This window comes from Pseudomonas sp. FEN (assembly GCF_904067045.1).
GTDB lineage: Bacteria > Pseudomonadota > Gammaproteobacteria > Pseudomonadales > Pseudomonadaceae > Aquipseudomonas.
Map to the genome: position 1 here is coordinate 108585 of NZ_CAJFDC010000001.1, position 12630 is coordinate 121214.

15 protein-coding genes are annotated in these 12630 nt (G+C 59.7%); 1 reads left to right on the forward strand and 14 read right to left on the reverse strand.

The annotated features are described in order from the left end of the window. Window positions 1–32: 32 nt before the first annotated feature. Window positions 33–2300 (reverse strand): bifunctional 23S rRNA (guanine(2069)-N(7))-methyltransferase RlmK/23S rRNA (guanine(2445)-N(2))-methyltransferase RlmL, encoded by a 2268-nt coding sequence (rlmKL, locus tag PFEN_RS00545; RefSeq protein WP_191485102.1) that lies wholly within the window; start codon window positions 2298–2300, stop codon window positions 33–35. A 23-nt stretch (window positions 2301–2323) separates the two neighbouring features. Continuing rightward, window positions 2324–2596, reverse strand: coding sequence for a hypothetical protein (locus PFEN_RS00550; RefSeq protein WP_191485103.1), 273 nt, complete (start codon window positions 2594–2596; stop codon window positions 2324–2326). Between the two features lie 319 nt (window positions 2597–2915). On the opposite strand from PFEN_RS00550, the gene rmf reads away from it, so the two are divergent. Continuing rightward, a complete protein-coding gene (gene rmf, locus PFEN_RS00555) occupies window positions 2916–3131 on the forward strand; it encodes a ribosome modulation factor (protein WP_002553055.1) in 216 nt (71 codons plus the stop codon). Between the two features lie 119 nt (window positions 3132–3250). Here rmf and PFEN_RS00560 read toward each other — a convergent pair whose 3' ends face one another. From PFEN_RS00560 to PFEN_RS00615, 12 genes are all read right to left on the reverse strand, one after another. Next, window positions 3251–4273, reverse strand: a complete 1023-nt coding sequence (locus PFEN_RS00560) for a quinone-dependent dihydroorotate dehydrogenase (RefSeq protein WP_191485104.1) — start codon at window positions 4271–4273, stop codon at window positions 3251–3253. An 87-nt stretch (window positions 4274–4360) separates the two neighbouring features. After that, window positions 4361–4984 (reverse strand): winged helix-turn-helix domain-containing protein, encoded by a 624-nt coding sequence (locus tag PFEN_RS00565; protein ID WP_224770865.1) that lies wholly within the window; start codon window positions 4982–4984, stop codon window positions 4361–4363. A 302-nt stretch (window positions 4985–5286) separates the two neighbouring features. Then, window positions 5287–5565: an acyl carrier protein gene (locus PFEN_RS00570; RefSeq protein ID WP_191485106.1), complete on the reverse strand. Its 279-nt coding sequence runs from the start codon at window positions 5563–5565 to the stop codon at window positions 5287–5289. Between the two features lie 32 nt (window positions 5566–5597). After that, window positions 5598–6017 (reverse strand): SycD/LcrH family type III secretion system chaperone, encoded by a 420-nt coding sequence (locus PFEN_RS00575; RefSeq protein ID WP_191485107.1) that lies wholly within the window; start codon window positions 6015–6017, stop codon window positions 5598–5600. Window positions 6018–6061: 44 nt separating this feature from the next. After that, window positions 6062–6874 carry a helix-turn-helix domain-containing protein gene (locus tag PFEN_RS00580; RefSeq protein ID WP_191485108.1) on the reverse strand — a complete coding sequence of 271 codons (813 nt, stop codon included), beginning with the start codon at window positions 6872–6874 and terminating at the stop codon, window positions 6062–6064. A gap of 124 nt (window positions 6875–6998) precedes the next feature. Further along, a complete protein-coding gene (locus PFEN_RS00585; RefSeq protein WP_191485109.1) occupies window positions 6999–7979 on the reverse strand; it encodes an OmpA family protein in 981 nt (326 codons plus the stop codon). 107 nt (window positions 7980–8086) lie between these two features. Then, window positions 8087–8677, reverse strand: coding sequence for an RNA polymerase sigma factor SigX (sigX, locus tag PFEN_RS00590; RefSeq protein WP_191485110.1), 591 nt, complete (start codon window positions 8675–8677; stop codon window positions 8087–8089). A 91-nt stretch (window positions 8678–8768) separates the two neighbouring features. Continuing rightward, on the reverse strand, window positions 8769–9593 hold the full coding sequence (locus tag PFEN_RS00595; protein ID WP_191485111.1) for a mechanosensitive ion channel family protein: 825 nt from the start codon (window positions 9591–9593) through the stop codon (window positions 8769–8771). Between the two features lie 2 nt (window positions 9594–9595). Then, window positions 9596–9841, reverse strand: a complete 246-nt coding sequence (locus tag PFEN_RS00600) for a CrfX protein (protein ID WP_191485112.1) — start codon at window positions 9839–9841, stop codon at window positions 9596–9598. A 64-nt stretch (window positions 9842–9905) separates the two neighbouring features. Next, the gene (locus PFEN_RS00605) at window positions 9906–10901 is read right to left on the reverse strand and encodes a zinc transporter ZntB (protein ID WP_191485113.1); all 996 of its coding nucleotides are present in this window, start codon (window positions 10899–10901) and stop codon (window positions 9906–9908) included. Window positions 10902–10926: 25 nt separating this feature from the next. Then, a complete protein-coding gene (rraA, locus tag PFEN_RS00610) occupies window positions 10927–11418 on the reverse strand; it encodes a ribonuclease E activity regulator RraA (protein ID WP_191485114.1) in 492 nt (163 codons plus the stop codon). A gap of 154 nt (window positions 11419–11572) precedes the next feature. Then, the gene (locus PFEN_RS00615; RefSeq protein WP_191485115.1) at window positions 11573–12562 is read right to left on the reverse strand and encodes an alpha/beta fold hydrolase; all 990 of its coding nucleotides are present in this window, start codon (window positions 12560–12562) and stop codon (window positions 11573–11575) included. Window positions 12563–12630 lie beyond the last annotated feature (68 nt).

Here is a 12630-nt window from a genome sequence, read left to right on the forward strand (position 1 = left end):
CCCCTGAAATCAGGGGCCGGGATCCGTTGTGATCAGCGGGCGCTGATTTTCCAGGCACGGTGGATCTTGCTGTTGCGGGCAAAATCCGGGTCCAGGGTCTGGGCGCTGATTTCCTCCACCGCATAACGTGTCGCCAAGTGCTCATCCAACTGGAACTTGCGGAAGTTGTTGGAGAAATACAGCACGCCACCCGGCGCCAGGCGGGCCACGGCCAGATCCAGCAACTGCACATGGTCACGCTGGACGTCGAACACGCCCTCCATGCGCTTGGAGTTGGAGAAGGTCGGCGGGTCGATGAAGATCAGGTCGAACTCATCGCGACAGCTTTCCAGCCAGGCCATCACATCACCCTGCTCCAGCCGGTTCTTGTCGGAGAAGCCATTGAGCGACAAGTTGCGCCGCGCCCAATCCAGATAGGTCTTCGACAGGTCGACGCTGGTGGTGGTGCGCGCACCGCCCTTGGCCGCGTGCACACTGGCGGTCGCGGTGTAGCAGAACAGGTTGAGGAAGCGTTTGCCGGCGGCCTCTTTCTGGATCCGCAGGCGCATCGGCCGGTGGTCGAGAAACAGACCGGTGTCGAGGTAGTCGGTCAGGTTGACCAACAACTTCACGCCGCCTTCGCTGACTTCGGTGAACTTGCCCTGGGCACTCTGGCGTTCATACTGCTTGGTACCGCTCTGGCGCTCGCGGCGCTTGATGATCACGCGGCTCTTGTCGACGTTCAACGCCTGCGGAATCGCCGCCAGGGCATCGAACAGACGGGCCTGGGCCTTTTCCGGGTCGATGGACTTGGGCGCGGCGTATTCCTGAACGTGCACCCAGTCGTGGTACAGGTCGATGGCCAGCGAGTATTCCGGCATATCGGCGTCATACACCCGATAGCAGTCGACCCCTTCGCGCCGGGCCCACTTGCCCAACTGCTTGAGGTTTTTCTGCAAACGGTTGGCGAACATCTGCCCACCTTCGCTCAGGCGTGCCTGCTCGACCACCGGTGCGGGAGCCGCTGCCGGCTTGATCGGGTTACCGTTCTTGTTGAATTTCGGCGCGTCGGCGACTTCCTGAGCCAGGACCTCGGCCTGTTCGCGTTCGATCTGCCGCTGTTCCGGGGTGCGCCGTTCGCCGGTGACGAACTGATCGGGCACGACCTTGATCAACAACAGCTTGCACGGCAAGGCACCGTTCCAGAACGAGTACTGCTTGTGGCTGCGAATCCCCATGCGCTTGCCCAGGTCCGGGGCGCCGGTGAACACCGCCGCCTCCCAGTTCAGGCAGGACTGGCGCAGGCGCTCGCCGAGATTCTGGTAGAGATAGAGCAGGCTGGCTTCATCGCCCAGGCGTTCACCGTAGGGTGGGTTGCAGATCACCAGGCCTTTCTGGTTCTGGTCCGGGCGCGGCTCGAAGGTCGCCACTTCGCCCTGGTAGACCTTGATCCACTCGCTCAGGCCGGCTCGCTCGATATTGTTGCGCGCGGGCTGGATCAGACGCGGATCGGCTTCATAGCCGCGAATCCACAATGGCGGCTTGGCCAGGCCGGCTTCGGCACGGGCGCTGGCCTCTTCGTGAAGTTTTTTCCACAGCGCCGGCACGTGCCCGAGCCAGGCGTCGAAACCCCAGTGCACGCGGTTGAGGTTGGGCGCCATGTCCGCCGCGATCATCCCCGCCTCCACCAGGAAGGTCCCGACACCGCACATCGGGTCGGCCAGGGCCCCACCTTCGGCGGCAATCCGCGGCCAGCCGGCACGAATGAGGATCGCCGCCGCGAGGTTTTCCTTCAGCGGCGCGGCGCCCTGCTGCAGACGATAGCCGCGCTGGTGCAGGCTGTGGCCGGACAGGTCAAGGGACAGGATCGCTTCGCCACGATCCAGGCGCAGGTGAATGCGCAGGTCCGGGCTGATCTTGTCGATGGACGGACGCTCGCCGGTCGGGGTGCGCAGCTTGTCGACAATCGCATCCTTGACCTTCAAGGCACCGAAATGGGTGTTGTCGATGCCCGAACCATGACCGCTGAACTCAACGGCCAAGGTCCCGTCGGCGACCATATGGTCCTGCCAGTCGACATCCAGCACGCCATGGTAAAGGTCCTCGGCGTCCTTCATCGGGAAGCGCTTGAGGACTAACAGCACGCGGTTGGCCAGGCGCGACCAGAGGCACAGGCGATAGGCGGTCTCCATATCGGCCATGCCACGAATAGCCGAGGTGTGCTCGCGCGCTTCCTCAAGGCCAAGCCCGACGGCTTCCTCAATGAGCAGGCCTTCAAGGCCTTTAGGGCAAGTGAGGAAGAGTTCGTAACGATCCGACATGGGAATTCCAGGGCTTCAAGCCTTCAAGGAACGGGCAAACGCATCGCCCGTTCGGTTTCGATCAAGCGCTTTTCTTGAAGAGCGCTCGTGTGGCGCACCATTGCGCCTGTCCATCCAGGCAGATCCTTCAACCCTTGGGCTGAAAGAACCTTGATGCCTGAACAGCTCAATTCTTGTAATAAAAACCTTTTTAACAAAAACCTTCGTAACAAAAAGTCACATCGTGACCCTTCGTCGAATAATACCTGAGCACAACAGGCCGGTATTCGCAGTAGAGAATGAAACTCATCATTCATCTAAGGGCTGATCATAGCTGGGTTTTCTCCAGCGACTCGAGCCAACGGCCATCACATCTTATGGCCTTAACACCATTATCGTTACGTCCTTATGACAAAACGATCATTCACACGTCCCTGCGCATTGGTTAGAACTCACAGCAGGTTGACGTCGCAATGGCGCCAACACCCCGCTCCAGCGCGAAACCGCCCAAGCGGCGTTCGTGCCAGAGCGGAGCTCGCCACGCCGGCAGCGAGCACCAACGGCAGATGCATTCTGCCCGACCTCGCCGAGAGGTCGACGGGACATATAACAGTCAACCAGTGAGGGCAACACCCTATGAGAAGACTTAAGCGTGATCCGTTGGAAAGAGCTTTTTTACGCGGATATCAATACGGCGTTCATGGCAAATCCCGTGAGCTTTGCCCCTTTACTCTACCGTCGGTACGCCAAGCCTGGATCAACGGCTGGCGAGAAGGACGCGGCGACAACTGGGACGGTATGACCGGCACTGCGGGAATCCACAGACTCAACGAACTTCACGCTGTCGGCTGATCAGGGCACATTCCGACATGACAATCTGAGCAAAAACCGATTTACCATGCACGCCCCATCCGGGCGGCGGGCTTCGGCCCAGGGGCTCCTTGAGGGAGCCCTTTTTAATGCCCGGGATTTCAGCGGCGCAACGCCGCGATGGCATCCACCGACTGGCGAATCAGCGCCGGCCCCTTGTAGATAAACCCCGAATACAGTTGCACCAGGCTCGCCCCAGCGGCAATCTTCTCGGCCGCGTGCTCGCCCTCGGTGATACCACCAGCCGCAATGATCGGCAAACGACCGGCCAGCTCAGCGGCCAGCACTTTGACGGTATGGGTACTTTTCTCGCGCACTGGCGCACCGGACAGGCCACCGGCCTCGTCGCCATGGGCCAGGCCCTCGACGCCGACACGACTCAGGGTGGTATTGGTGGCGATCACCGCATCCATGCCCGACTCCAGCAACGCCTGGGCCACCAACACCGTCTCTTCGTCGGTCATGTCCGGGGCGATCTTGATTGCCAGGGGCACGTGCTTGCCATGCTGCCGCGCCAACTGTGCCTGACGCCCCCGCAGGGCCTCCAGCAGTTGCTTGAGCGAGTCGCCAAATTGCAGGCTGCGCAACCCCGGGGTGTTCGGTGAACTGACGTTGACCGTCACATAGCTGGCATGGGCGTAGACCTTGTCCAGGCAGATCAGGTAGTCATCGACGGCCCGCTCCACCGGCGTGTCGAAATTCTTGCCGATATTGATACCCAGGATACCGCTGTAGCGGGCGGCCCGGACCCGCGACAGCAGGTTGTCCACGCCCAGATTGTTGAAACCCATGCGGTTGATGATCGCCTCGGCCTGCGGCAGGCGGAAGATCCGCGGTTTCGGGTTGCCTGGCTGCGGCCGTGGAGTCACCGTACCGATTTCGACGAAGCCGAAACCCAACTGGGCGAAACCGTCGATGGCCGCGCCGTTCTTGTCCAGGCCCGCGGCCAGGCCCACCGGGTTGGGAAAGTCCAGGCCCATGACCGTCACCGGACTCGACGCCGGGGCTTTGCACAACAGGCCGTTGAGCCCCAGGCGGCCGCCCGCGCCGATCAGATCCAGGGACAAGTCATGGGAGACTTCCGGAGAAAGTTTGAACAACAACTGGCGGGCCAGGTTATACATGGGCGGGCTTGACTCGGGTGGCGGCAATAGTGGCCGGCGATTATAGCCGGGCCCCGAGAAAAACCATAGGCGCACCATGATCGCGGCTCATCCGCAAGGCGGCAGCGCTGGCGCATCAGCGCAGCCTTGCAGGCTGGTGACCAGGGCCAGACGGGCCAGCGCCTGGTGATTGCCGGCTTCCAGTTCCAGGACCCGGGCCACCGCCGCCCGCGCCTGCTCGACCCCCGCCCCCCGATCACACAGCCCGAGCATCGACAACGCCAGCCAGGTATCGGCCAGTTGCAGTGCATTCCAGGGCTCGCGACAGGCGGCCATCAGCTCTGCCGGCAAGACGCTCAACCTGTCGCTCAACACGCTCGTCAGATGCCGGATCACCGCGTCCTGCGGCCCCCCTTCATCGGAATGACGAACAGGCACCGCCGCCAAGGCCGAGACGGCCGTCGGTTCGATCAGCGCAGGGAGTAACGGCACCACCGGACCGGTAAAGCGATAACCCTTGCCGTAGACGGTGGCAATGTAGCCTTTGCTCTCCTCGAGCAATTTGCGCAACACATAGATGCAGCGGGTCAGCGACTCCTCGGCAGCGTCCATGCCAGGCCAGACGGCATCGAGCAAACAATCCTTGGTCACCAGCCTTCCAGCCGACCCCAGCAGCAGGCGCAACACCTGTAATTCCTTGGGTGGCAGATGAATACCCCGACCGCGTGTCACCAGGTTTCCATCGCTTTGCAATATCCATTGACCAAAGACGAAGGCTTGTCTCGGAGCCTTTCCAGTGACGCTGTCCATAACCTCGAGGCAATCCTCTATAGAGATGTACGACCATTCAAAAATAAACCCGGGGAAAAGGTTTATTCACGAGGAACGCAACGACTATAGGAATTCGCACAGAGCCGTGTCGGTAGGATATTTCCTGCATAAAAAAGGAATATTCATCAAGGCTTCAGACTAGACAAAACCTACAGGTCTGAGATCAATTCCCTCACACAAACTGAGCCTAAAAGCAGGAATTATCATCGCTCCCCGCTTTCTCCCCGAATATTTCCTACAACTCGGCACATATCCGCCACGGTACGCCAGCGCCCAGCCTCATCCACTGAAAGCTCGATATGGAACGCAGCATTGAGCCGAGCCACCAGCTCGACCATCTCCGCGTCACCGATGCCCAGGTCTTCCAACGCCCTCGACTCGAAGCGGATCTTTCTACGCGGCAGCGAAAAATGCTCGGCCAGCAACACCATCACCTGCTGCTCGATAAAATAGTCACACCCTCCCGGAACCAGGTAACTCATGTTTTCATTTTTCCGAATACCCCGCCAGGACGTCACTGTATGGCGCCCGGCGTCAAATCCTCGAGATAGGCTCGCGCGCGCCGAGGCAACTCGCCGTGAGCCGTCTGCTTGAGCACATACTCAAAACAGTCCCGGGCCTTGGCGTGCGCCCCGAGCGCCAGCTGACACTCGCCGGTGTAGAACATCGGCCGATAGTCACCACGGTCCTGGGCAAACGCCACCGCATAGAGTTCGATGGCCTTGCGATACTGCCCGGAGAGCTGATAGACCGCCGCCAACCCCATCCAGTAATGACTGTTGTAAAAATCGTAGATACACAGGAAACGGAAGAGTTTTTCCGCCTCCTCCAGGCGTCCTTGCTCGTGGAACTGGCAGGCATGGCTATAGAGCCCTTGCACCTGCTCGTTACCGGTTTCGCTCATCTCCTTGAGCGCCTCTTTCGGGCCACTCATCGCCACACTCCCTGGAAACACGTCAATTGCTGACGCCTTGACTGTCACGAGACCATCGAGCCCATGGATGCCTGGATATCGCAGAGACGACTGGGGGCCACGCCCAGCAGCTCGCGCACCTCTTTGGAAAAGTGCGACGAAGAGGCATAACCGAACTCCAGCGCCACATCGGTCAACGAACACTCGCCGCCAATCATGCTCAGCAGGGCCTTGGCCGTGCGCCAATCGCGCAATTCGGGCTTGGCCGCACAACCCAGGGCCTGATGGCACAACCTTCGAAAATGCGAGACCGACACACCATAGCGCTTGGCCAGGCCGATCAGCTTCTCGTTGGCGGTACCCTGTTCAAGGAGAAAACGCACCAGCCAGTAGTTCGGACTTTGCCGCAAGACTTCGGCGAAGCGTTGATAGCCGGGGTCACCACGCAAGGCGCACTCGATATACCAGGGCTCCAACAGTGCCCTGCTGCCCGACACCCCGGCGGCCAGGGACAGGGCTGCCCAGGGCGCGGCGGCGGACCGTGCCCGCCCGAAGCTCATTCCCTGGTCGATAAACACCTGCAGCTTGACCAGGCTGGCCTCCACGGGGCGCTCAGCGAGCAGCTCACCACCAATGACCCGCAACATGCCCCGTGCCACCAGCAAGCCCTGCCAGCGCCCCGGCAGGCACCAGGACACGCTTGCCTCGGCGTGCCCCAGGCACGCGCCGGTTTCCCCTACCTGCACCTGCACGACCTGTTCGCCACATAGAAAGTCCGGACACCGGACCGCGGATGATTCATCAATCTGCACACTGCGCTCCGTCTCGTTCTTATTGAGCAGTGCGAGGATGATGGCCGGGCCGGGCCAGCCAATCATGATGAAAATCTGATGAACCCACCTGCGAAAGCGTCCGGGACCAGGTCAATAGCCGCGTCACGCCGTCAAATCGCAGGCAAGAAAAAGCCCGGCCTGAGCCGGGCTTTTTCCTAGCGCAAGCTAATTACTGAGCTTTGGCTTCTACTTTAGCTTCTACGCGACGGTTGATCGCGCGGCCAGCTTCAGTGGCGTTGTCAGCCACTGGACGGGATTTACCGTAGCCAACCGACTCGATGCGGTCAGCACGGACACCGTCTTTGACCAGAACTTGTTTCACAGCGTCAGCACGCTTCTGGGACAGCCTCTGGTTGTAAGCGTCTGGACCGACGCTGTCAGTGTGACCCTCAACCACGGTAGTGGTACTTGGGTACTGCTTCATGAAGTCAGCCAGGTTCTTCACGTCGCCGTAGCTGTTAGGCTTGACCACTGCCTTGTTGAAGTCGAACTTCACGTCCAGCTCAACACGCACGACTTCTGGAGCTGGAGCGGATTCGGCCACTGGAGCTGGAGCCGCTTCTACTGGAGCTGGAGCAGGAGCCGGAGCCTTGCCACCGCTGCCGCCGAAGTTAACACCCAGGCCGATCAGAGCCTGGTAGTCCCAACGACCGTTGTCCAGCTTGTAGTCAGCTTCACCGCCGGCACGAGCGTACAGGTTGTCGGTGATGTACATCTTCACACCGGCACCGGTGGTCAGGTAGGTCGAACCGTCACGGCCAGTGTGGCCATCAGCAGCTACGTTGGTCATGCTGCCGTGGGACACGCCGCCTTCAACATAAGGACGGAACATGTCGCCGACCTGGCCGAAGTGGTACTGGGATTTCAGGCCGAAATGGTCACCGCGGATACGCTGGTTGCCAGTGTCGGTGTCCGAACGAGTGTAGTCGTCCTTACGGTAGGTCAGGTTCACCGAAACGTCGTCGGTCAGGAAGTAGCCGATCGAGACGCCAGGAGTGCGACCGTTCTGGTAGGAATCGACGCTGTGGTTCCAGGTCTTGCCCCAGAACGCTTCACCTTCGACCGCGCCTTGGCCTTGTGCCAGTGCGCCGAACGAAGTAGCGGCAATGAGAGAACCAATGGCCAAGCCCAAGGTGTTTTTCAGTTTCATCCGTTAAATCCCCATCTGGTGATTGTAAAGCAGTCCCACAAACCGGGGGACAACTCGGCGGCAAGTGTAGCAGAACTTGCCTACACGTAAGAGACATTTGCGCTGAACTAAGTTTCAGCGATACCCGCAAATTTCTCACGCAATTTGTCCAAGGCCCGTTTATAGCGCATCTTCGTGGCGCTCAAGCCCATGTGCATGATGTCTGCAATTTCCTGAAACTCCAGCTCTGCGACAAATCGTAGCACCAGAATTTCCCGGTCAATCGGGTTCACATGCACTAACCATCGATCTAGTCCGCCCTTCTCCTCAGGTGTCGGCGTCTTCTCTTCAGACGCTTCCTCGAGGGGGTCGAGACTCAACGCATCCATCAAGCGCCGCTTTCTGCGCTCTTTGCGATACTGCGTAATGCACTCGTTGTACGTGATGCTATATAGCCATGTCTTGAACTTCGATTTACCCTCAAAGTTCTTGAGGCCATACAACACCTTCAACATCACTTCCTGACAGACATCGTCGGCATCGCGTTCGTTCCCCAAATATCTTGAACAAACGCTGAACAAGGTACGTTGATAGCGGCGCATCAACTCTTCATAAGCGCGCGTCACATGAAACAGCTCCGCATGGGCACGCGCCACCAACTCTTCATCGGTGAGTTCGCGGGGGTCGTAGCGCATGGAGAGCGATTGAGCTTTATTCAAAACGAGTCGGGCCGACAGTCAGGTCAATGTCCGCCGCAACCCATGGCTGCGGGCTCTTTTGCGGCGGCATAGATTAGCAGGGTTTGCCGGGTTAGCGGCTGCTCACATGCTGCTCCAGCAGGATCCGGTTGGAGAGAGAGACCAGCTCACCCTCGTCGGTCAGCAATGTGGTCTTGACCGTGCCGATCTCTTCGATCTGCCCTTCGACCTCACCCACTCGCACTTGTTGCCCAACTTGATACAACTCACGCACATAAATTCCCGCAAGAATCTGCCCGGCGATTTCCCGGCTGCCCAACCCCATGGCCAGTGCAACGGCCAGACCAACGGTAATGAGCACGATGACAATCACATGGTTCAGCAGGTCGGTCTTGACCTCCAACTGACTGATCGCCACCGAAATACTGATGATAATCACCAGGCCCTGGGCGATTCTCCCCAGGCCCGAAGCGTAATCCAGACCAACCCCTTCGGCCGCGCCGCGCACCAGCCCGCTGACCAGTTGCGCCAGCAATACACCCACCAGCAGCACCAACGCGGCACCGAATACCTTGGGCAAATACAGGGCCAGCATGTCGAGCGTAGCTGAAACCCGCTCAAGTCCAAGGGATTCAGCCGCTGAAACCAGGAAAATCAGCAAAATGAACCAATAGACAATCTTGCCGACCAGCGTCGAGATCGGTACCTGGATGCCGGCACGGCTCAGCAGCTTGGTCAGGCCCGTGCCGCCCATCAACCGATCCAGCCCCAGCTTGGCCAACAGCTTGGACAGCAGGGTATCGAGCAGCTTGGCCACCACGAACCCCAGCAATACTACCACCAACGCCCCGAACAGGTTGGGAATGAAGTTTGCGACTTTGGTCCACAAGGCGGTCATTGCCGTGACGAGGCTCTGGGTCCAGAGGTCAAGTTCCATATTCAGTCAGCCTTATCCGTAGAGCGAGCAATAGGGGTGCGACGGGAAACCGGCGAAACATGCGCCGATCCGTTGTTCAAGGCAATCATCAGCGCCTGCAGCCAATGGCCGAGCAACGTGAAGAGATCACCGGCGCCAACCTGTCGGTTGGCGGTTTTCAAGACACGCCCGAGACAGGCGTCATCGTCACGGGTGGACGGCGAGGCCTTGAGCATGTCACGCAGAGACTGTTCGAACGGATCGTGCATACGCACCTCTCGGTATATCTGTGAAAGACGCGATCAGTTTTTTGCAGGTCACATGAAACATGTTTCAAACCCAACGCAAACGTCGGAAAAGCCACCATTGTCCGGCGGCAACGGCGACGATCAGCAGGCACGCGATGACAAAACCATAGGGGTCGCCGGACCACGGAATACCACCGACATTGATCCCCAGCAGACCGGTCAGGAAGCTCATCGGCAGGAAGATCCCGGTGATGATCCCGAAGCGGTACATGGTCTTGTTCATGCGCACGTTCAGACGCCGGTCCTCGGCCTCAAGCACAAGCCCCACGCGCTCGCGAGTCAATTCGAGCTCTTCGAGGTAACGGGTCAGGCTGTTGTTCAATTCGTTCCAATAACCGGCATCTTCATCGGCGAACCAGGGCAGCTTGATCCGGCTCAACTGGCCGAAAATATCCCGCTGCGGCGCGAGGAAACGCTTCAGCCCGGCAGCTCGACGACGTATCTGCACGATGTCGCCATGTTCGGGACTATACCGTTCGTCGGCGTCTATCTTTTCTTCTTCGTCATCGACCACTTCCGAGAGGTCGCTGACCAGATCCTGCACCTTCAAGGTGAGGTATTGCGCGATGTAAAGAATCAGTTCGGCAGCGTTTTTCGGGCCCTTGCCCTGCTCCAACTGCACCAGCAACTCATCGGTCGCGCGCAATGGCCGCAAGCGCAGGGAAATCACCCGCTGGTGCGCGGCAAAGACTCGCACCGAGACCATGTCTTCAGGCTCGGCACCAGGATTGAGATTGACCCCGCGCAGAAACAGCAGCAGCTCGCTTTCGGGCAAGGGCAACAGGCGCGGCCGGGTATTTTCTTCCAGCAGCAGATCACAGTTGAACTCGCTCAAGCCGCTGGACTGGCGCAACCAGGTATGGGTTTGCGGATGGCTACGATCCCAGTGCAGCCAGAGACTTTCCTCCGACCGCAACTGCAGGCCATCCAAGTCCGTACGAGCAATCGAGCGCGCGCCGCCCTTACCATCCAGAACCAGGGCATGGACCAGCCCCCACTGCGCGTTTTCTTCCTCGAACATCCTTACCCCAATGCGTTGCAAAAATTTACTCAGGCATCTTCAGCGGGCTCGGTGCAACGATCACACCGTTGTTGTCCGCATAGACATACTCGCCAGGGCGAAAGGTCACGCCGGCAAAGGTGACAGGGACATTGAGGTCGCCGATACCACGCTTGTCGGTTTTCATCGGATGGCTGGCCAAGGCCTGCACCCCCAGATCGGTCTGGGCAATCACGTCGACATCACGGATGCAACCGTAGATCACCAGCCCCTCCCAGCCGTTCCTCGCCGCCTTCTCGGCGAGCATGTCGCCGAGCAGGGCACGGCGCAGGGAACCACCACCATCGACCACCAGCACCTTGCCCTGGCCACTCTGCTCAACCTGGTCCTTGACCAGGGAGTTGTCCTCGAAGCACTTGATGGTCACGATCTGACCACCGAAGGAATCGCGACCGCCGAAGTTACTGAACATCGGCTCAAGCACCTGCACCAACTCCGGATAGGCGTCGCACAGGTCGGGAGTGACGTAATGATCCATGGGTAAACTCCTGCTGATGGAATTGAAAATGCCAGACTTCACCGGTTGCGCGACAAAGATGAAACGCTTGCCCCGGCTGAATGTTTAGACAATGACCCAAAACGCTCAACGCGTCATATCTTAGCCTTTACCACTCGTCAGCGGAATGCCCTTGTCAGGGCGTTTCCTGAACGACGCCTGACTCACGCGACAAGAAAGCCTGTTGGTCGCGCAGCCAATCGGCCACCCGCGGCCAGACTTCGGCCTGGGCCGGCTTGCTGACCAGCATCTCGACATGGCCGAAATCAGAGCTGAAACCCTGTTCGCGCGCCAGGCAGAGGAAGTGTTTGGCCGGCGAGCCGATCTGTTCGAACAGCTTGCGACAGGCCCAGGCCGGGTCCTGATGATCGCCGGTCGCGGTGACCGCGAGCACCGGCACCCGCACCTCGGCCAAGCCGGCCCACCAGTCCCGCTCGGCATCCCGGAAACGCCCGAACAGGCCGTGCCAGCGCAAGCTTTCCAGGGCCAGGCCAATGGGTTCGTCCTCCGGGCCACGCTTGAGACGCGAACCGGACAAATGCGCGAAACGCCTGAGCAGCAAGCGGCCGCCCCACTCCACCGGTGGAATCTTCAAAGGCCAGTAGGTGCGACTGACCTGGCAACCGAAAAACGCCGCCGAGGCGACTGCCGGCTCCCCCAGGTATTGACCGCCCAACGCGGCAGCCAGAGTGGTGCCACCGAGGGAGTGGCCAAGCCAGTGGGGAATCTGCCCACTCTGCTCACGCACGAACGCGGCGATGGCCGGCAGGTCGTAGCGAGCGTAATCGGCCACGCGATTGCGTCGATAGCCGTGATTGCGCACCGACAGTCCGTGACCGCGCATCTCCGGGATCCACACGTCGAACCCGGCACGCGCCAGGTAGGCACCCAGGCCAATACCCTTGGCGGAATACCAGAAACGCCGATTGGAGAAGCTGCCATGCAGCAGGATCACCGGCACGCCACGTGCCTCGGGCTCGTCAGCAAGGCCCAGGCGGGTGACCGCCAGTTCGACCGTGCCATCAGGACTGTTACCCGGTTTCAAACGATAGACGTCTTCGCAGAGATCGCCACGACGCTCGGCGCTGATCAAGGCCACCGGAAATAGATTGCTGCTGCTTTGCATAAGACTCTTGCACAAAAAAGGGCGACCCACGTGGGCTCGCCCTGAAAATAAGATTTTACAACATCGAG

Excerpts from the sequence above, each read along its gene's own strand:
- PFEN_RS00600 (WP_191485112.1), bottom strand. The coding sequence starts at position 9,841 with ATGCACGATCCGTTCGAACAGTCTCTGCGTGACATGCTCAAGGCCTCG.
- PFEN_RS00580 (WP_191485108.1), bottom strand. The coding sequence starts at position 6,874 with ATGATTGGCTGGCCCGGCCCGGCCATCATCCTCGCACTGCTCAATAAG.
- rlmKL (WP_191485102.1), bottom strand. The coding sequence starts at position 2,300 with ATGTCGGATCGTTACGAACTCTTCCTCACTTGCCCTAAAGGCCTTGAA.
- rmf (WP_002553055.1), top strand. The coding sequence starts at position 2,916 with ATGAGAAGACTTAAGCGTGATCCGTTGGAAAGAGCTTTTTTACGCGGA.
- PFEN_RS00605 (WP_191485113.1), bottom strand. The coding sequence starts at position 10,901 with ATGTTCGAGGAAGAAAACGCGCAGTGGGGGCTGGTCCATGCCCTGGTT.
- PFEN_RS00570 (WP_191485106.1), bottom strand. The coding sequence starts at position 5,565 with ATGAGTTACCTGGTTCCGGGAGGGTGTGACTATTTTATCGAGCAGCAG.
- PFEN_RS00550 (WP_191485103.1), bottom strand. The coding sequence starts at position 2,596 with ATGAATGATGAGTTTCATTCTCTACTGCGAATACCGGCCTGTTGTGCT.
- PFEN_RS00615 (WP_191485115.1), bottom strand. The coding sequence starts at position 12,562 with ATGCAAAGCAGCAGCAATCTATTTCCGGTGGCCTTGATCAGCGCCGAG.
- PFEN_RS00575 (WP_191485107.1), bottom strand. The coding sequence starts at position 6,017 with ATGAGTGGCCCGAAAGAGGCGCTCAAGGAGATGAGCGAAACCGGTAAC.
- PFEN_RS00585 (WP_191485109.1), bottom strand. The coding sequence starts at position 7,979 with ATGAAACTGAAAAACACCTTGGGCTTGGCCATTGGTTCTCTCATTGCC.
- PFEN_RS00560 (WP_191485104.1), bottom strand. The coding sequence starts at position 4,273 with ATGTATAACCTGGCCCGCCAGTTGTTGTTCAAACTTTCTCCGGAAGTC.
- rraA (WP_191485114.1), bottom strand. The coding sequence starts at position 11,418 with ATGGATCATTACGTCACTCCCGACCTGTGCGACGCCTATCCGGAGTTG.
- PFEN_RS00595 (WP_191485111.1), bottom strand. The coding sequence starts at position 9,593 with ATGGAACTTGACCTCTGGACCCAGAGCCTCGTCACGGCAATGACCGCC.